Below are 18,024 nucleotides of genomic sequence, written 5' to 3'. Positions count from 1 at the left end.
CGGTGTCACGCCTCCGAGACGAACAGCTCTTGCAGGTGGTGGGTGGACAGGCCGTCCGGGGAGTGCAGGTCGTAGCCGTGGACGGCCAGCTCCGGGGAGGTGAAGGTCCAGTCCATGCGCCACAGGCGCAACCCGGCGAACGACAGGGACGCCGGGAGGAGCGGGCCCTGCGCGGCCGTCAGGCCGTCGAGGGCGCGCAGGTGTCCCATGCCGGGCAGGGTGTTGAGGTTGCCGGAGGCCACGACCGGGTTCGGGTTGGCGGCGAGGTCGGCGGCCAGCGCGTCGAACTGCTTCTTGCGGGCGGTGTCGAGGGTCGCGATGGCCTCGTAGAAGCGCGGGGACAGCGGGCTGGCGCTCAGGTAGAGCATGTCGAACAGGTGCACGTTGTAGACCGAGACGGTGCGCCCGCCGATGGCGAGGTCGGTGCGCAGCGCGGCGTGCCGCCAGCTCGGCGCGTACGGGTTGACCGCCTCCCCCACCGCCGCCTGCCCGGCCACCGGGAAGCGCGAGACGGTGAGGAGGCCGTCGAGGGTGGCGATGTGGTGGCCGGGGAACTCGCGGCGCAGCCGGTCGGCGTCGTCGATGGGGGTGGGCGCGCCCGGGCCGCAGCCCGAGTGCTCCTGGAGCAGGTAGACGTCGGCCCGCCACTGCTTGAGGTAGCGCAGGAACCGGTCGGGGTCGTCGTCGGTGTCCCAGCAGTAGGCGTCCCAGGAGACGATCTTCACCGCGCCCGGCGGGGCCGGGCCGCCGGCCGCGCCGACGTGAATCCCGGCCTGGGTCGCGCCCAGTGCCAGGGCCGCGGCGGCGAGGGCGGCCGTCCACCACCGGGTCCTGCCCGCCAGCGGCACGGCCAGCAGCAGGACCGCCGGGACCAGCAGGAACAGGACGGGCGGGATCACCAGGTCGGGCACGACCCAGAGCCAGGTCCGGCCGCTCAGCACCAGGCGCGCCGCGATGAGCACCAGCGCGGCCGCCGCCAGGCTGACCAGCGCCCGGTCGCGCCGCGACGGCACCCGCCGCCGCAGCGTCAGCATCGGCACGGCCGCGACGACCAGCAGCGGGACGGCGAAGAACACCACCAGCGGCGCCGCGCCGCCCCACCACCAGAAGTCCCCGCTCAGCCAGTTGACGACGGTGACCGCCAGCCAGGCCACCGGCACGGCGACGGCCGCCCACCGGAGGGTCCGGACCGCGCCGGGACCGCCCTTCTCAGGGGCCTCCCGGCGCTCCGCCGAGTCGAGCATCACGTCCGCCGGAACCAGAACGACGCGGGCAGGTAGTGCTGGGTGACGCCGAGCCGTTCCCACAGCGGGCGCAGCAGCCCGCGCAGTTCCGGGTCGTGCTGGACGAACGCGCTGGGCAGCTCGATCTCGTGACGGCCGGGGTCGCCGAGGAGGAAGGCGGCCAGCAGGTACTGCTCCGAGTAGTGCCGCCAGCGCCACTCGGGCGGGTAGTCGAAGGGCAGCATGATGTCGTGCAGGTGCACCAGCACGCCGGGCGGCAGCAGCGGCAGCACCTCGAAGAAGAACACCGTCACGTCGGAGCCCATCAGCACCCGGTGGGAGCCGTCGAGGAAGACGACGTCGCCCGGTTCGAGGCCGGTGAAGACCGACAGGTCGGCGCGTTCGAGCGGGCTGCGCACCACCACGTCGCACAGGGCGTCGACGTTCGCGCGGGGGGCCGGGTCGATCGACGTGATGCGGGTGCGCAGGCCGTGGTCGGCGATGGCGCGGCGGGCGAACTTCGTCGAGTTGCCGGAGCCGATCTCCACGTAGCGGCGCGGGTCGGTCTCGGCGAGCAGGCCGTAGAGGCCGAGCGCGTCGAGCGGCGGCAACCAGCCGTTGTCCCAGTACGGCGTGGTGCCGGACGGCCGGTCGCGGACCGGGATGCCGGCCAGCGCGGGGGCGAGGTCTCGGAAGCGGGTCAGCCGGTCGGCGTAGCGGTCGCGGCCCCGCTCGATGAGGGCGGTCAGCTCGGCGTGCGCGGGGCGGCCGTGGCCGAACCGGGGCTCGGGGTCGATCGGGTGGTCGATGAAGATCGGGCGGCGCAGCCCGAACGCCGACAGCACCACCCCGTGCACCCCCGGGTGCCGTTCGAGCCAGGCGAACGGCCGGTCGGCGAACGGCACGGCGCTGATCATCCGCAGCAGCGCCCCCGACACCGGCCCGGCCGGCACCTGCCGGGAAAGGTGCTTGAGCTGAGACGTCATGACGACACTCCTTCGGCGAGAGGGGCGATACGGGTCCGGGACAGCGCCGCCAGGACGACGGCGGTCGAGATGAGGTCGACGACGGTGATCAGCACCCGGCTCAGCGCGACCAGGGTGATCAGCGCGGGCCCGGTCAGCAGGGTGGCGAGGGTGAGCCCGAGCACGACCTCGCGCGGGCCGAGCCCCGACGGCATGACGAGCGTGAAGATCCCGGCCACGGTGGAGAGCGCGAACCCGCCGATCCCCACCGACAGCGCCCCGGCGGGCGAGGCCCCGAGCGCGACGGCGAGCACGCCGACGTGCAGCCCGCTGATCAGCCAGCCGACGGACAGCAGCCCGGTGACGGTGAGCAGCGTGCGCCGCCCCGGCAGGGTCACCGGTTCTCCCCCGCCCCGGCGCAGCACCCGCTGGGCCACGCCGAGCAGCCGTTCCAGCAGCCGGGGGGCCACCAGGGGGATGAGCGAGGCGCCCAGGAGCGGCAGCAGCGCCCACCAGATCGGCTCGGCGGCCACCAGCCACGGCAGTGCGATCAGCCCCACCAGCAGCCCGGACACCACCCCGAGCCCCTGCGTGGCCACGAACGCCCCGGCCAGCCGGGCGGGCGGCGCGCCGAGCGGACGGGCCATCGCCGCGTGCGCGACCGCCGGCCAGACCCCGCCGGGCAGGTACCGGGTGATCCCGGCCAGGAAGAAGACGCGGGCGGCGACCGGCAGCGTGAGCCGGGTGCCGAGCCCGGCGAGCAGCAGCCGCCACGCGAAGAACCCGGGCAGCCCGCCGACCGCCGCGAGCACGGCGGCCAGGATCGAGGTCGACCAGCCGACCTGGCGCAGGCTGTCGCCGACGCCGTGCCGCACCCGCCACAGCTGCCAGCCGAGGAAGGCGAGCACGAGCACGACGGCGGTCCAGCGCAGCACCCGCTTCACGCGGGCACCCGCGTGTAGAGGCGGCGGAAGGAGCGGGAGGTCAGCCACTGGAGGATGCCGGCACCCGCCCCGGCGGCGATGGTGAGGTTGATCAGGAAGTGCATCGCGGCGAAGTAGAGCGTGAAGGCGGCGCCGCGGCTGCTCAGCACGAACCGGTACATGCGGCGGTCGATCCAGAACCACGACAGCAGCAGCAGGACGGGCAGCGCGGCCGTCCAGGGCAGGCCGGTCAGCAGGGGGACCGGCAGGGTGGCGGCGGCCAGCGCGGCGGCCAGGCTCGCGCCCGACTCGGGCGAGCCGACGACGCCGGCGGCGTAGCGGCGTTGCAGGAAGAACGGCACGTGCATGCGGGTGCGGGTGAAGACCTTCCAGAGCGCGGTGCGCACCTCGGCGTCGTCGTCGTGGCGGCCGCGCACGGCCGAGGTGAGCACCACCGTGTAGCCGCGGTCGGCGAGGCGTTCGCCGACGTCGGCGCCCTCCGACTGCTTGAGCGCGTCGGTCCACGGCCCGACCTCGGCCCAGACGCGGGCCGGGAAGGCGATGATGGCGACCGGCAGGAAGCCGGTGATCGGGCCCTCGGCGACCAGATACCAGTAGTGGCGGTAGAGGTTGCGGTATTCGCGGACCAGGCTGACCCGGTTGAGCGGGATCGCCTCGTAGTTGCCGCTGACCGCGCCGATCGCGGGGTCGGCCGCTAGCATCGCGACCGCCTCGGCGACGGCGTCGGGGGCGAGGGCGACGTCGGAGTCGAGGAAGAACAGGATCTCGCCCCGGGCGTGCTCGACGCCGAGGTTGCGGGCGACGCACACGCCGCCGTTGCGGGGGGTGCTGAGCGGTTCGACGCCCATGGCGCGGGCGACGGCCACGCTGTCGTCGGTGCTGCAGTCGTCCACCAGGACGATCTCGACGTTCGGGTAGGTCTGCGCGCGGACCGCCTCCAGGCACTGGCCGAGCACGTAGCCGTAGTTGTAGTTGGGGATGATCACGGAGACCAGCGGTCTCATGAGTCACCGGCCTTTCTGGGGAGCCATCCGGCCGCCGCCCCGGCGAGCAGGGCCGTGTGGACGAGGAAGTGCACCGCGACGAAGTAGAGGAGGAAGGCGGGCCCGCGCTCGCGCCAGACGAACCGGGCCAGCGGCGGATCGGCCGCCGCGAACGCCAGCAGGAAGAGCACCGGCAGCGCCGGGACGAACGGGCCGAGCGGGAGGGTGGCGAGGGTGAGCGCGGCGGCGGCGACGCCGCTCACGCGGTTGACCACGAGCGCGTCCTTGCGCAGGCGGTTGCGGGCCGACCGGCGCAGCAGCCGCGCCCGCCGGAACTGCTCGGCGAGCAGCGGCAGCAGCCGGTCGGCCTCGTCGTGCCGGCCGGTGATCGCGCCCGACAGGCGGATGCGGTGCCCGGCCAGCAGCCGTTCGCTGTACTCGTCGTCCTCGGCCGCGCGCAGGGTGACGTCGAACGGGCCGACCTGCTCGAACACCGTCCGGGGCAGGGCGGCGAGGGCGAAGACCGCCGTCGCCGTCGGGCCCGCCCCCCGGCTGAGCGCGTGGTGCAGGTGGAGGGTGCGGTAGACCTCGACGGGGCCGTCGTCGATGAGCGGCTCCCGGTCGTACACCCCGTAGACGCAGCCGCAGCCGGGGTCGGCGGCGAGCAGGCGCACGGCGGCGGCAACCGCGTCGGGCGCGAGGGCGACATCGGAGTCGAGGAAGAACAGCACCTCGCCGCGGGCCCGCGCGGCCCCGCTGTTGCGGGCCGCCGACACCCCCTGGTTGTACGGCTGCCGGACCACCACGCACGGGTATTCGGCGGCTGTCTCGGGGGTGCCGTCGGTGCTGGCGTCGTCGACGACGATGACTTCGAGGGGACGGTGGGTCTGGGCCAGCGCCGAGGCCAGGCAGAGCCGGAGGGTCTTGGCGGCGTTGTAGGCCGGGATGACGATCGACACGAGGGTCATCGGGTCTCCTTCACCGCACCAGGACGTCGGCCAGGGCGGGGTTGCGGGCCAGGACGAAGGCGGTCCCGAGCACGATGGCCAGCCCCAGCGCCGTGACCGCGAGCCCCCGGTCGCCGAGCAGGCCGCGCACCGGGTCGCCTCCCCCGCCGTCGACGAGCACCACCTGCAGGTAGCGGAACAGGGCGAACAGCACGAACGGGGTGGCCAGCACCAGCGCCCCCGGCCCGTAGGGCCCGAGCGGCGCCTCGGTCCGCACGTACACCAGCCCGGCGACGGCCGACAGGACGGCGGCGAACTGGAGCAGGTGGCCGGTCAGCTCGACCGAGTAGCCGCGCAGCGCCGGCCGGTGGTCGGGGCCGCTGTCGAGCAGTTCCCGGCGGCGTTTGCCGACGATGAGCAGCAGCGACAGCGCGAACACCGTCACCACCAGCCATCCGGAGATCGGCGCGCCGATGGCGGCGTACCCCTGCACGACCCGCAGCGCGAACCCCAGCGCGACCGCGCCGACGTCGACCAGCGGCACGTGCTTGAGCGACCGGCTGTAGGCCACGTTGAGGGCCAGGTAGGCCAGCAGCGGCCAGTAGGGCCGGCCGGGCCCCACGGCGACGATCAGCGCGAGCAGCACGACGAGCAGGGTCCGGTAGAGGTGGGCGGCCCGCACCGAGATCCGCCCGGCGGCGATCGGCCGGTGCCGTTTGACGGGATGCAGCCGGTCGCGGTGCCGGTCGGCCAGGTCGTTGCCCACGTAGACGCAGGCCCCGGCCAGCACGAACCCGGCGACCGCCCACGCGACCTGGGCGAGCGCGGTGAGGGTCCAGTGGCCGGCGTCCAGCAGGGGCAGCGGCACCAGCAGCAGGCTCTTGACGCTGTGCAGCGGCCGCAGCAGCGTGACCAGATCGCCGATCCGGCCCGGCCGCGCGCGGGCGGCGAGATCCGCCTCGATGACACCCATGTGGCGTCTCCCCGCCGTCAGAAGAGGAACTTGACGAAGGACAACGCGCCCTGCCGCCAGGCGTCGCGGCTGGTGCGCCCGGCGCTCTGGCCCCGCGCGTTCTCCCGCCACCACGCGTAGGCGTCGAGGATGGCGTCGCGGTTGGCGTGGCGCGGCGCGAAGCCGAGCCGGTCGCGCGCCTTGGCGATGTCGACGTAGGAGTCGTCGAGCAGCTTGTAGAGCAGCCGGTCGTACACCGGGGACAGGCCGGTGCGGCCGAGCAGGCGCAGCACCGCGAGCGCGGGACCGGCCGGGACCGACCGCACGCGACGGCCGTGCCCGGCGGCGTCGAGCACGGCCTGGAAGTCCTCGCGCAGGGTGGCGAACTCGGCGGCGGCGATGTTGTAGGTGTCGCCCGCGACGTCGGCGGGCGCGTCGAGGACCAGCAGGATCGCGTCGACGAGGTCGTCGATCGCGAGCATCTGGATGCGCGCCCCGCCCCTGCCGAGGATGGGGAAGCCATGGCCCTCCTCGGCCCACTCGAAGAGCATCGCGAACAGGCCCATCCGTCCCGGGCCGAGGAAGGTCTTCGGCCGGATGATCGGCACGCACATTCCGTCGGCCCGGAACTTCTCCGCGACCTCCTCTGCGGCGGTCTTGGCCCGGCTGTAGGGGTCGACGGGTTCGCGGGGATGGTCCTCCGGGGTGGGGACCAGCTTCGGCAGGCCGTACACGGCGGTGGAGGAGATGTGCACCACCCGGGGCACGCCCGCGTCGCGCGCGGCGGTCAGCACGCTGCGGGTGCCCTCGACGATGACGCTGTGGATCTCGGCGTCGGGGTAGCTGGGCAGCGCCGATGCGGTGTGGACGACGGCGTCGGCCCCGTCGAACAACCGGGTCATCCGGGCGGTGTCGCGGATGTCGGCGGCCACGCCGTCGGCCGGGTTGAGGTCGACGCCCGAGGCGGGTCGGCCGGTCTCGTGGAGGCGGCGGAGCAGGGTCGAGCCCAGCATGCCCGCGCTGCCCGTGACTACGATCCCCATCGCGGCGCCACCTTCTCCTTCACGAATCGGGTCACCAGCCGGAGCAGCCCCTGGGCGAGGGTCTGGTCGAGGCTGTCGAGGAAGTACTCCACGTCGGCCGGCTCCGCCACCAGCGGCGGGGCGGCGACCAGCGGGTTCGCGCCGTTGAGGGTGTAGTAGGCGTAGACGCCGTGGTCGCGGTAGAGGGCGTCGATCACGGCGCAGGTGATGAGCTTGACCCGGAAGTTGGGGTCGCGGGCCAGCCCGACGGGGGCCAGCTTCGCCACCCGGTCGAGCAGCTTCGGGCCGCCGTCGAGGAAGACGCCGTAGAGCGCGCCGGCCCCGCTGACCCGGGCCACCGTGTCGGGGTAGGTCTTCCTGATCCGGTCGAGGCCGGGCGCGAGCACCCGCTCGATCGCGCGGGCGCGGGCCGGGTAGTCGTCGTCGACGGCGATGTTGACCGCCTCGATCGCGGTGGCGGTCTCCTCGCCGAACCCGTAGTAGGTGGTGCTGGTGCTGTTCATCAGGGAGTCGCCGAGGTTGTCGTACGCCTTCTTGAAGACGGGCTCCCGGGCGATGTAGGCGGAGATGGACGACTTGCCGCCGCCGAACGACTTCGAGGTGGTGACGACGTCGGGCACCAGGCCGGGGTAGCGCATGAAGTAGAAGAGGCTGCCGGTCTTGCCCCAGCCCGTGTAGATCTCGTCGAAGATGAGCACGATGTCGTGGGCGTCGCAGATCTCGCGCAGCCCGCGCAGGAACTCCTCGGAGCAGGCCGTCATGGTGGACGCGCTGAACGGCTCGATCAGGATCGCGTAGACGTCCTTCCCGGCCAGCCGCCTGACGGCGTCGAGGTCGCCGTACGGGAAGACCTCGACGCCCGGGATGCCGGGGAAGGTGAAGTTCTGGTGGGCCCCGGTGAGGCTGCCCGAGCCGAGCAGCTTGCCGTGGAAGGCGATGTCGGCGCGCAGGATCCGGTGCCGGCGCCCCCGGTGGTACTTGTACGCCAGTTTCACCGCCCCCTCGACCGCCTCGGCGCCCGAATTGGGAAAGAAGGACATGTTCAAGTCGCCCGGGAGCAGCTGGGCGAGATTGTGGCCGAGCGCGGCGACGTACGGAGAGAAATAGGTCTTGTGCACCTCCATCCGCTGCCGCTCCTGGAACCTTTTTCGGGCGGCCAGGATCCGGGGGTGGTTGTGGCCGTGGTTGAGCACCCCGACTCCCCCGGTGAAGTCGAGGATCCGCCGTCCCGACCGGGTCCAGAGGTAGGCGCCCTCGGCGCGTTCGACCAGTTCACGGCCGAAGCCGAAGGAGGTCATCAGGGACACCTGGCTGCGGTTGACGTGCCGGCGGTAGAGGTCGTGGACGTGGTCGGGGGTGAGCTGCTCGCATTCGTCGACGCTGATCAGATCAGACATGCGGCCACTTTGCGGCCCGGCCATAAAAAGCCGGTAAAGGCGTGGCTTGACAGAGTTCGGCGATTTTGTCCGGAAACCCGGATTGTGTAGGGCACGAAATCCGGCGACGCCCCCGGGCCCCAAGTGCCTGAACTGAAGAATGGAACAAGGATCCCAGTATGTGAACAATATGTGGTATTGCCGGTCTATGCGGTTTCGTGTCCTCGGCACACTGGAAGTCCGCTCCGACGGCCACCGAGTGGTCCGGCTGGGCGCGGCCAAACAGCGGGTCCTGCTGGCCGTCCTGTTGCTGCACGTCAACCGGCCGGTCCACGTAGACCGGCTGGTCGACGCCCTGTGGCCGCAACGCCCGCCCAGAACCGCCGCCGTGGCCCTGCGGACCTACGTGTCGGCGCTGCGGCAGGTGCTCGGCCTGGCCGGCCGCGCCGAACCGCCGCTGTTGTCGACGGTCCCGAGCGGCTACGAGATCCGGCTGACCCCCGCCGATCTCGACCTGCTCACCTTCGAGGACCTCGCCGCCCAGGGCCGCCGCGCCCTGACGGCGGGCAGACCGGGCCTGGCGTCGGAGCGGCTGCGCGGCGCGCTGGGCCTGTGGCGAGGCCGCCCTTTCGAGGACGTCGCCCTCGACCCGCTGCTCGACGCCGAGCGCATCCGCCTGGAGGAGAGCAAGCTGGCCGCCCAGGAGACGTGGATCGAGTCGCGCCTGGCCCTCGGCCACCACGACGACCTGCTCGCCGACCTGGCCGCCCTCGTCGCCGAACAACCGCTGCGCGAGCACCTGCACGCCCAGTGGATGCTGGCCCTCTACCGCTCCGGCCGCCAGGCCGAGGCGCTCCGCGTCTACCGCGACCTGCGCCGGCGCCTCAACGTCGACCTGGGCATCGACCCGAGCCCGCCGCTCCAGCGCCTGCACCACCAGATCCTCGGCGGCCACGCCGACCTGGCCGCCCCGACGGGCGCCCCGACGGTCGTCCCCCGGGAGTTGCCGCGCGACATCGCCAGCTTCACCGGCCGGACCGCCGAGATCGCCTTCCTGGACGACCTCGCCACCACCCGCGAAGGAGGCCCGGTGATCGCCGCGGTCGACGGCATGGCCGGCGTCGGCAAGACGACCCTGGCCGTGCACGTCGCCCACCGGCTGGCCGACCGCTACCCCGACGGCCAGCTCTTCGTCGACCTGCGCGGCTTCACCCGGGGCGGCGCCCCCGTCGACCCCGGCGACGCCCTCGACCAGCTGCTCCGCTCGCTCGGCGTCCCCGGCGACCGCATCCCGCACGACCCGGGCGCCCGCGCGGCCCTCTACCGCACCCGGCTGGCCGGGCGCCGCGTCCTGGTGCTGCTCGACAACGTGGCGACCGAAGCGCAGGTCCGCCCGCTGCTTCCGGGCTCACCGACCTGCCTGGTCCTGATCACCGGCCGCCGCCGGCTGGCCGGCCTGGAGGACGTGCGCCCGCTCTCCCTGGACGTGCTCCCGCGCCCCGACGCCCTCACGCTGTTCGCCCGCACGGCCGGGGAGCAGCGCGTCAGCGGAGAGGCTCCGGGGCTGCTCACGGAGATCGTGGAACTGTGCGGCCGGCTGCCGCTGGCGATCCGGATCGCGGCCGCCCGCCTGCGCATCCGCCCCGGCTGGACCCCCGCCCACCTCGCCGACCGGATGCGCGACCACCAGCACCGGCTGGGCGAACTGGAGGTCGGCCCGCTGAGCATCGCGGCGGCGCTCGACCTGTCGTACCACCACCTGCCGCCCGGCCAGCAGGACATGTACCGCCTGCTCGGCCTCCACCCCGGACCGGACATCGAACGCCTGGCGGCCGCCGCGCTGGTCGGCACCACCGTCGAACACGCGGGCCGTCTCCTGGACGATCTGGTCGACGCCCACCTGCTCCAGGAACCCGCCCCCGGGCGCTACCGCTTCCACGACCTGCCCCGCGCCCACGCGACCGCGACCCTGGCCGACGAGGACACCGACCACGACCGCCGGTCGGCGCTGACGCGCCTGTTCGACCACTACGTGCAGACGGCGTCGGCGGCGGTGGAGACCGAACTGGCCAACCTGCTCGCGGTGGCCGTGCACGCGGCCCGGCACGGCTGGCCGGCGCACGCGCTGGAGCTGTCGGCGACGCTCCACCGGCACCTGCACGAGTGCGCGCGCTACGACGACGCGCGGGTCCTGCACCGCACCGCCGTACACGCGGCGAGGACGATCGCGGCACTGTGCGACATGGGGGACGACCATCTGACGCAGGGGCGGTTCGGCCCGGCGGCGGAGTACTTCGAACGGGCGCTGAAGATGGTGGGGACGGCCGCCGTGGAGTGAACCTAGTAGATGCCCTCTTCGGTGTTGGACGTGGCGCTGATGGTCGCGCCGTCGCCGTCGATGAACTTCGCGACGATGTAGACCTCGTCGCCGTTGTTGGCGAAGCCGCTGTCCTCGTTGAGGAAGGAGCCCTGCGGGACCTCCCAGCCGTAGTCGAGGTGGATGCCGTCGGCCCCGGCGGTCAGCCCGTAGTCGCCCCTGTACCAGGTGATCGGCCCGTAGATCATCGGGTCGCTGCCCGGGTCGCTGCCGTAGAAGCGGACCTGGATCCTGGCGCCGTGGATGAGGTAGCCGTTGGCGTCGTACTCGTTCATGGGGACGTGGACGTTCAGGTTGATGGTCCGGGCGGCCGGCACGCCGGTGTTGAACCCGATCTCCAGGTGGGCGGTGATGACGGTCGCGGCCTGCGCGGGCGCGGTGGCCAGGCTGACGACGCCGACGCCGGCCACGACGACGGCGGCCAGCCGCTTGAGAACGCTTTTCATGATCTGTCCTTATCGATGATGAGAGACGGCCGGTCGCGGCCGCCTCACAGATAAGGCGTTCCATCCCGTTCCGCCCCGTTCCTCAGGCTCGGGCCAGGAGCAGGTCTTCGACGGCTTTGGGCAAGGTGGTCTCGAAGTCGAGGAGCTTGGCCCACTCGGGGTCGACGCAGATGACGACCATCTGGTCGTACAGCTCCCGCACCCCCTGTTCCCAGCCCGCGAAGTGCTCGGCCGGGACGAGCTTGCGGGCCGCCTCGATGTACGAGCCGGGCACCCCCTCCACCGTTTCGAGCCGGGCCGTGCCCCGGATCAGCAGCGCCCTCGGCGGCCACGCCCGCTCGGTGTCGATGGTCACGGCCACCCGGGGATCGCGGCGCAGCGCCCCGACCTTGGCCGAGGCGGGCACGGTCGCCATGACGACGTGCGCGCCGTCCCACCAGAACCCGATGGGGATCGCGCGGGGTGCGCCGTCGAGGCCGGTGTAGGCCAGGCGGGCGGGGATCGGGGAAGCCAGCAGGTCGCGCGCGATCGGCTGGGCGAGCACCTCGGTGACGTCGTGTCGGTTCATGTCCTGCTCCTTCGTCTCGGAGCGGGGACGGAGCCGGTCGCCGGTTCTCGACATGCCCGCCGCCGGATTCCTAGGCGACCTTCGCCGCGGGGGCCGTCCAGGTGTTGCAGGCGCCGGGCCTGCCCGACTGGTAGCCCTTCTTCATCCAGTACACGCGGTTGGCGAGCTTGCCGTTGTGCTTGAGGTAGGAGTACTCCGGCGGCTCCAGGCCCGCGATCACCTGCTTGAAGTCGGTGATCTTGCGGCCCAGGGCGCGGGCCGACACCCCGGCGAAGCAGTCGCCCTGCAGGAAGTAGCGGTGCGTCTGCTCCGCCATGTCCTCACCGGTCCGGTCGTTCGGCATGGACCGGAAGGCCGAACCGATGCCCGTCATGCCCTGGACGACGCCGTTCCAGGCGTCGAGCAGGGCCGCGAACGCCATCGCGTCGCTCTTGGCCCTGATCCAGTCGTCGGCGAGCCGGACGTCCACGGCCTGGGTGCAGATCTCGGCGTAGGAACCGGCGATGTCGTTCCCGCTGGCGCACGCCTGCTTGTCCTGCTTGAAGTGCACCTTGACTGGCTGGAAGCCGTCGATCGCGCCCTTCCAGGCGGTGTTCAGGCAGGAGACGACCTTCTTGACGTACTTCTCGGTCGACGCCTTGGTGGTGCCCTTGACCGCCTTGCAGGAGACCTTCTTGAGCGCGGGCTTCTTGTAGATCGCGTTGTTGGTCAGCCTGGGCTGACCCTTGACGGGGGCGGCGTGCGCGGGCCCGGCGAACAGGACGAGCGCCGCCACGGCGGCACCGGCTAATTTCATGATCATGGCTCGGAGGGTAGCGGCCGTCAGGTCACGTCGTCGTGGACGGCGGCCACCAGGAGCAGGAGCGGGCCCACCGCCCACCACCAGCCGACCCCCGCAGGAGCCCAGGTGCCCGCGCCGCAGGCCAGCAGTGGCGCGGCCCCCGCCAGCGCCACCGCCCGGCCCTCCGCGCGCCGCACCGCCCAGCCGGCCCCGGCGAACGCCAGCAGCAGCGCCGCCACCGTCTCCCCGGCCGGGCCGACCGGCGACCCGGGCACGCCGGCCAGCCACCAGGCCGCCGTCCACGCCCCGCCCGCCGCCAGGGCGGCCAGCAGCGTGCGCGCCCACTGCCGCACCCGGCGCGGCACCGGGGTGGCGGCCGTCGTCGCGGCCATGGCGTCCACCAGCGTGAACGCCGCAGCGGCGGCGAGCAGAGCCGCCGCCAGCCGCACCACCGCGACCGCGAACTCGGCCGGAACCAGCCACGCCCCGACCAGCACCGCCGGGACCGTCGCCGCCAGCGGCAGCCAGTCGACGGCCCGGATCAGCGGGAGGGCCAGCGCCCTCACCTCGGTTCCCCGCACAGCCCGCGACCGGTGACCGCCTCGATGCCGAGCAGCGGCGCGGCATCGACGGTGGTGGTGGCCGGATCGGTGAGCGTCGTCCAGTGGGCCCGCACCCGGTCGGCCGCGCCGGGGTCGCGGAGCAGCGCGCGGGCGTTGGCCAGGTCGGCGTCGTCGTAGAAGGCGCCGTTCAGCCGCCCGGGGACGACGGCCGTGTGGCCGCTCTCGGTCAAGGGGTACACGTGCCAGCCGTCGCCCGGCCCGGCCGCCCCCGGAGGCCACGACCAGTTCGCCGGCGCCCGCTCGTGGTCCAGTGCGGCGACCCGGCCGGTCAGCCACAACGCCACCACCGTGCGGGCCCGTCCGCACCCCGGGCCCGGTTCCAGACCGGCCGCGCTCTCGGCGACCGCGCCCGCGACGCCCGTCTCGCTGACGCCCGGCCGCCAGACCAGCGGCAGCGTGCCGTAGAGCTCCTGGCGCAGTTCCGGCACCCGGGCCAGCGCCCGCGGCGGCACGACCGAGGTGATCGGGCGCAGCGCCGCCGCCCACCCCGCCACCCACGGCTCGTGACCCGGGCGCGGGCAGAAGGTCAGCCCGTCGTGGTCCCGGCACGCCACCGGCGCGGGTTTGGGCAGGTGGGCGGCCTGCGCCACCACCGGGACCGCGACCGCCAGCGACACCGCCGCGACCGCCGCCGGGACCGGCCGCGGCCCGTGCCGCAACAGCGCCACGGCGCCCACCGCCACCGCGACCGCCACCAGGTAGAGCAGGTGCGCCGCCGAGGGGCGCGGGCCGAGGGTCGCGTCGTGCGTGGCGATCCACGGCAGCGCCCAGCCGCCGTACTCGCCCCGGGGATTGGCGACGAGGAGGAAGGCGAACCCGAAGATCACCAGCAGGGAGGTGAAGGGCCAGGGCGTCCAGCGGGCCAGCGCCGCGCCGGCGGTCGCCGCCAGCGCGGCCAGGGCCACGCCGTTGAGGGCCTCCCAGCCGTCGAAGGTCCCGGCCACGGGGCCGCGCAGCAGGGCGTACCCGACCAGAGGGACGATCACCGCGGCGGCGGCCAGCGCCCCGGCGAGCGGGGCGGCGAGCAGGACCGCGCGGGTGCGGGCGGGCGCCCGGCTCGGCAGCGCGCCGAGCGACTCCGGCAGGCCGCCCCGGCGGTCGCGGCCCGCGGCGAGGTTCGCGGCGACCAGCACCGCCCCGGCCACCAGCGTGGACGCCGTCACCGCGCGCACCGTCACGAACGTCAGGTCAGGCCACCACTGCGAAGCGCGCGCCCCCTCCACGACCACCGCGATCACAACGGCCGCCCAGATCAGCGGGTTGCGCACCATGCGGCGCAGCTCGAACACGGCCAGCGTCACGCCGGCACCCCCTCGGCGCCGAGCAGCAGCAGGTAGCCGTCTTCGACGCCCGGCTCCCCCGGCACCGCCTCCGGCGGCCGGTCGCCCAGGGTCCGGTAACGGCCGTCAGGGGTGCGCCAGTACGTGCCGGCGGGCGGCGCGGTGGTCAGCCACACCCGCCCGGCCGCCCGGGCCGCGAGCTCCCCCGGGCCCCCTTCGAACACCACCGATCCCGCCTTCAGCACCACGACGCGTCCGCACAGCGTCGTGACGTCCTCGGTCTGGTGGGTCGACAGCAGGACGGTACGGCTCTCGCCCAGCCTCGACAGCAGCGCCCGGAACCGCATCCGCTGCTCCGGATCGAGCCCCACCGTCGGCTCGTCCAAGACGATCAGGTCGGGGTCGCCCAGCAGCGCCTGCGCGAGCGCGAGCCGCTGCCGCATGCCGCCCGACAACCTGCGGACCTTCGTGCGGGCGCGGTCGCCCAGGTCGACCTCGGCCAGCACCCGCCGCACCTCGTCGTGCCGGGCCCGCCGGTCGTTCATCTCCTTCAGGATCGCGACGTACTCGACCAGTTCGAAGGCGGTGAAGTGGGCGTACACCCCCGGGTTCTGCGGCAGGTAGCCCAGACGGCGGCGCAGCGCCCGCCGCTGCTCGCGGTCGGCCGGGTCGAGCCCGAACGCCCGCACCCCGCCGCCGTCGGGCGCGAGCGTGGTCGCCAGGATCCGGATCAGCGTGGTCTTCCCGGCGCCGTTGGGGCCGAGTAGCCCGGTCACGCCGGTGCCGAACTCCAGCGACACCCGGTCGAGCGCGGTCCGGCGGCCGAACCGCCGGGTCAGTTCGCGGACGGTCAGAGTCGGTTCCATCGACGTGCCCCCAGATAGACGAACGGGATCAGAGCCATCGCGTACGCGGCCTGCGCGGGCGCCCCGAACACGGCCTCCCGGCCGGCCGGCACCGCCGCCAGCCAGCCCGCGGCCAGCAGCGCCGAGGCGCGGTGCGGCGCCAGGAGCGGGCCGAGGGCGAGCGCCGCCCCCGTGAGGGCCAGCGACGGCAACAACCACGCCGCGGTGAACGCAGGCAACGCCGGGGTCGCCGCCCCGGTGACCAGCAGCGCGGCGACCAGCACGGCCATCGCGCGCAGCAGCAGCACCCGGCCGCCGCTGATCGGCGCGGCGCTCGCGACCTCGTACAGGGCGTCGACCCGCGCACCGTAGGCGGCGGCGATGCCGAGCAGCGGCAGCACCGGCGCGACCGCGAGGAAGACCAGCATCGACCGGTCGGCGGCGTGCGCGGCCGCCACCGCGAACCCGAGCGCGCCCGCCACCCCGAGCAGCCACGACCGCGTCAGCCCCGGCGTCGCCGCCAGGAACACCGCCACGTGCTCAGGCATCCCGAGCGCGGTCAGCCCTCGGGTCAGCGGCCGAGGCGCGGGCCGGTCGACGACGTCGGCGATCGCCGCCCAGCTCTCCTCAAGCCACTCCTCCTGTACGGGGAAAGCGGCCTGGCACCCCTGGCACGAGGCCACGTGGACCTCGACCGACATCGCCGCCGCCTCCGGCAGACCACCGTCGAGATAGGCCGCCCGCAGGTCGTCGGGCACGTGCCACCCGTTCATGTGAGCAACTCCCTCAGCTGGGCCTTGGCCCGCATGACGCGGGTCTTCACGGTGCCCTCGGGCACGCCGAGCAGCCGCGCGGCCTCCTTGACGGTCAGCCCGTCGAGGACGGTGGCCCGGATGGCCGCCCGCAACTCGGGCGACAGCCGGTTCAGCGCGGTCCCCAGGTCGCCGTGCTCGACCGCGCGCAGCACCAGGTCCTCGGCCGACTCGGTGACGGCGGCCTCGGCGGCGACCGGAGCCGGCCGCCCGCGCAGGGCGCTGACCAGCTTGCGGATGGCGATCGTCCACAACCAGGCCCCCGCCGCGCCCTCCGAGGGGCGGTAGCGGCCCGCGTCCTGCCAGACCGCGACGAAGGTGTCCTGCAGGGCGCTCTGGACCAGGTCGGGATCGCCGCACCGGCGGGCCAGCCGGGCCCGCAACCAGGGCGCGTGCCGATGGTGCAGCACACGCAGCGCCTCCAGCCTGCCCTCGGCCACGGCGGCCAGCAGAGCGGCGTCGCTGTCGGGGGTCATGTGTCCTCTATCGCGAGCAGCAGGCGAAAAGGTTCCAAGACGAGTGAAATCGACGGAGAACGTCGTTCCCGATGCAGGCGCGCGAGATCACCTGCGCGGCCGACGGTCTGGCTAGGCTTCGAGCTGCCAGCGGCGAGACTCCCCCGACGACAGGAGCCTTCGGTGACCGTCGACGACGACCTGCGCGCCACCTCCGATCGGGATCCGATCGGTCGGCCTCGGTTGCTCGCCTCGGTTCTGGTCGTGGCCGCCGTCGTGGCGGTCGCCGTCGTGGCGGTGACCGTGATCCGCCCGGAGGTGGTCCGTCTGGATCCGGCTTCGGGGATCGGCGGCGAGCCGGCAGTCGGTCCGCAGGCGGTTCCGTCGACGACGGGCTCACCCGCGCAGACCACCCTCGGGCTGGTGGAGGAGGTGTGGCCGGAGGCCGTGGTGACGGTGCCGCGGAAACTGGACGACGGGACCGTTCTCGAAGGGCTCCTGTTCGCCGACCGCGGGACCGTCGTGTTGCGGAGCCGGATCGACCTGGAACGTACGGCCGCCTTCTACGCCTACGACCTGGCCGCGAAGCGGTTTCGCAAGATCACCGACGTGAACGAGCCGGAGGAGCGGTTCTCCGGTGGTTACGCGATGGCGGGTGACCGGCTCGTCTGGTGGGTCAACGAGGCCGGTTACACGAACGGCGAGGTGTGGGCGGCGCCGTTCTCCGGAGGGCCGCCGGTCCGGTTGGCTCAGTCGCCGCGTGGCGCGTTCGGGCGCATCCAGCTCGTCGGCGACCGGCTGATCTACTCGCTGCAGGGCGGCGACGTGCTGAGCGTGCCCGTCGAGGGTGGGACGGTGTCACCGGTGCCGGGCGGGCAGGGGCTGACGCTGCTGGAGTGGCCGTGGGCGGGGACGCCGTCCGACGTGAGCGGGGAGGACAAATTCCTGTTCCGTCATCTGGTCGACCTGGAGACCGGTGCGACGGCCGACGCCGTCGTCGGGCCCGGCGAACTCTACGTGCAGTGCGGGGTGACCGTCTGCACGGGTTCGCGCGAGCAGCAGTCGTTCGTGCGCAACCGTGACGGATCGGATGAACGCCCCATCCCGGGCCTCGGGCTCGCACCGGCCGCCGACCGCTTCCTGCACCTCAAAGAGGGGACCGGGAGACTGATCGACCTGCGGACCGGGAAGGTCGCCGACCTCGGGGTGGTGATCCCCGAGTACACGGGCGAAGCCCACGAGGAGCTCTTGGTCGAGGTCACGACCCGGGACGTCATCGCCTACCAGCGCGGCCAGGAACTCGTGTTCATCGACCTGCGGCGGATCATCGCGGGCTCGTGACCGAACGGGATCGGCTCTGGCGGTCGACTCGGGGCCGCTGGTGCCGGTGCCGAGCAGGTCGGA

General features: G+C 73.5%; 18 protein-coding genes. 2 read left to right on the top strand and 16 right to left on the bottom strand.

All coding sequences use genetic code 11. The features are described from left to right. Nucleotides 1–5: 5 nt before the first annotated feature. The 8 genes from AW274_RS16865 to AW274_RS16830 are packed head-to-tail and all read right to left on the bottom strand — an operon-like array spanning nt 6 to nt 8,454. Complete coding sequence (locus tag AW274_RS16865; RefSeq protein ID WP_062432768.1) at nt 6–1,244, bottom strand: endonuclease/exonuclease/phosphatase family protein; 1,239 nt, start codon at nt 1,242–1,244, stop codon at nt 6–8. After that, nucleotides 1,244–2,209: a class I SAM-dependent methyltransferase gene (locus tag AW274_RS16860; RefSeq protein ID WP_198169256.1), complete on the bottom strand. Its 966-nt coding sequence runs from the start codon at nt 2,207–2,209 to the stop codon at nt 1,244–1,246. The genes AW274_RS16865 and AW274_RS16860 overlap by 1 nt, the downstream gene beginning before the upstream one ends. Next, on the bottom strand, nt 2,206–3,132 hold the full coding sequence (locus AW274_RS16855; RefSeq protein WP_062432765.1) for a lysylphosphatidylglycerol synthase domain-containing protein: 927 nt from the start codon (nt 3,130–3,132) through the stop codon (nt 2,206–2,208). The genes AW274_RS16860 and AW274_RS16855 overlap by 4 nt, the downstream gene beginning before the upstream one ends. Further along, the gene (locus AW274_RS16850; RefSeq protein ID WP_062432762.1) at nt 3,129–4,136 is read right to left on the bottom strand and encodes a glycosyltransferase family 2 protein; all 1,008 of its coding nucleotides are present in this window, start codon (nt 4,134–4,136) and stop codon (nt 3,129–3,131) included. Before AW274_RS16850 ends, AW274_RS16855 begins: the two co-directional genes overlap by 4 nt. Further along, a complete protein-coding gene (locus AW274_RS16845; RefSeq protein WP_232320152.1) occupies nt 4,133–5,083 on the bottom strand; it encodes a glycosyltransferase family 2 protein in 951 nt (316 codons plus the stop codon). The genes AW274_RS16850 and AW274_RS16845 overlap by 4 nt, the downstream gene beginning before the upstream one ends. A 10-nt stretch (nt 5,084–5,093) precedes the next feature. Beyond that, nucleotides 5,094–6,035: a UbiA prenyltransferase family protein gene (locus tag AW274_RS16840; protein WP_062432759.1), complete on the bottom strand. Its 942-nt coding sequence runs from the start codon at nt 6,033–6,035 to the stop codon at nt 5,094–5,096. Between the two features lie 17 nt (nt 6,036–6,052). Further along, nucleotides 6,053–7,057, bottom strand: a complete 1,005-nt coding sequence (locus tag AW274_RS16835; RefSeq protein ID WP_062432756.1) for an NAD-dependent epimerase/dehydratase family protein — start codon at nt 7,055–7,057, stop codon at nt 6,053–6,055. Next, on the bottom strand, nt 7,045–8,454 hold the full coding sequence (locus AW274_RS16830) for an aspartate aminotransferase family protein (RefSeq protein WP_062432753.1): 1,410 nt from the start codon (nt 8,452–8,454) through the stop codon (nt 7,045–7,047). The genes AW274_RS16835 and AW274_RS16830 overlap by 13 nt, the downstream gene beginning before the upstream one ends. Nucleotides 8,455–8,641: 187 nt before the next feature. On the opposite strand from AW274_RS16830, the gene AW274_RS16825 reads away from it, so the two are divergent. After that, nucleotides 8,642–10,771 (top strand): AfsR/SARP family transcriptional regulator, encoded by a 2,130-nt coding sequence (locus tag AW274_RS16825; RefSeq protein ID WP_198169255.1) that lies wholly within the window; start codon nt 8,642–8,644, stop codon nt 10,769–10,771. A 2-nt stretch (nt 10,772–10,773) separates the two neighbouring features. Here AW274_RS16825 and AW274_RS16820 read toward each other — a convergent pair whose 3' ends face one another. From AW274_RS16820 to AW274_RS16785, 8 genes are all read right to left on the bottom strand, one after another. Next, the gene (locus tag AW274_RS16820; RefSeq protein WP_062432747.1) at nt 10,774–11,256 is read right to left on the bottom strand and encodes a hypothetical protein; all 483 of its coding nucleotides are present in this window, start codon (nt 11,254–11,256) and stop codon (nt 10,774–10,776) included. A gap of 82 nt (nt 11,257–11,338) precedes the next feature. Further along, nucleotides 11,339–11,824, bottom strand: coding sequence for a pyridoxamine 5'-phosphate oxidase family protein (locus tag AW274_RS16815; RefSeq protein WP_062434568.1), 486 nt, complete (start codon nt 11,822–11,824; stop codon nt 11,339–11,341). Nucleotides 11,825–11,894: 70 nt separating this feature from the next. After that, nucleotides 11,895–12,626, bottom strand: coding sequence for a hypothetical protein (locus tag AW274_RS16810; RefSeq protein WP_157520337.1), 732 nt, complete (start codon nt 12,624–12,626; stop codon nt 11,895–11,897). A 20-nt stretch (nt 12,627–12,646) separates the two neighbouring features. Beyond that, on the bottom strand, nt 12,647–13,171 hold the full coding sequence (locus AW274_RS40325) for a hypothetical protein (RefSeq protein WP_157520334.1): 525 nt from the start codon (nt 13,169–13,171) through the stop codon (nt 12,647–12,649). Next, a complete protein-coding gene (locus AW274_RS16800) occupies nt 13,168–14,529 on the bottom strand; it encodes a hypothetical protein (RefSeq protein WP_062432738.1) in 1,362 nt (453 codons plus the stop codon). Before AW274_RS16800 ends, AW274_RS40325 begins: the two co-directional genes overlap by 4 nt. Further along, the gene (locus AW274_RS16795) at nt 14,526–15,374 is read right to left on the bottom strand and encodes an ATP-binding cassette domain-containing protein (protein WP_062432732.1); all 849 of its coding nucleotides are present in this window, start codon (nt 15,372–15,374) and stop codon (nt 14,526–14,528) included. Before AW274_RS16795 ends, AW274_RS16800 begins: the two co-directional genes overlap by 4 nt. Then, nucleotides 15,359–16,126: a zf-HC2 domain-containing protein gene (locus AW274_RS16790; RefSeq protein WP_062432729.1), complete on the bottom strand. Its 768-nt coding sequence runs from the start codon at nt 16,124–16,126 to the stop codon at nt 15,359–15,361. Before AW274_RS16790 ends, AW274_RS16795 begins: the two co-directional genes overlap by 16 nt. Next, nucleotides 16,123–16,641, bottom strand: coding sequence for an RNA polymerase sigma factor (locus AW274_RS16785; RefSeq protein ID WP_062432726.1), 519 nt, complete (start codon nt 16,639–16,641; stop codon nt 16,123–16,125). Before AW274_RS16785 ends, AW274_RS16790 begins: the two co-directional genes overlap by 4 nt. Nucleotides 16,642–16,803: 162 nt before the next feature. Here AW274_RS16785 and AW274_RS16780 point away from each other — a divergent pair, with 162 nt between their 5' ends. Continuing rightward, nucleotides 16,804–17,961, top strand: a complete 1,158-nt coding sequence (locus AW274_RS16780; protein ID WP_062432721.1) for a hypothetical protein — start codon at nt 16,804–16,806, stop codon at nt 17,959–17,961. The last annotated feature ends 63 nt before the right edge of the window (nt 17,962–18,024 follow it).

This window comes from Herbidospora daliensis (assembly GCF_001570585.1).
GTDB lineage: Bacteria > Actinomycetota > Actinomycetes > Streptosporangiales > Streptosporangiaceae > Herbidospora > Herbidospora daliensis.
The sequence above is the reverse complement of the archived record's forward strand: the minus strand, read 5'-3'. Positions and strand labels throughout refer to the sequence as shown.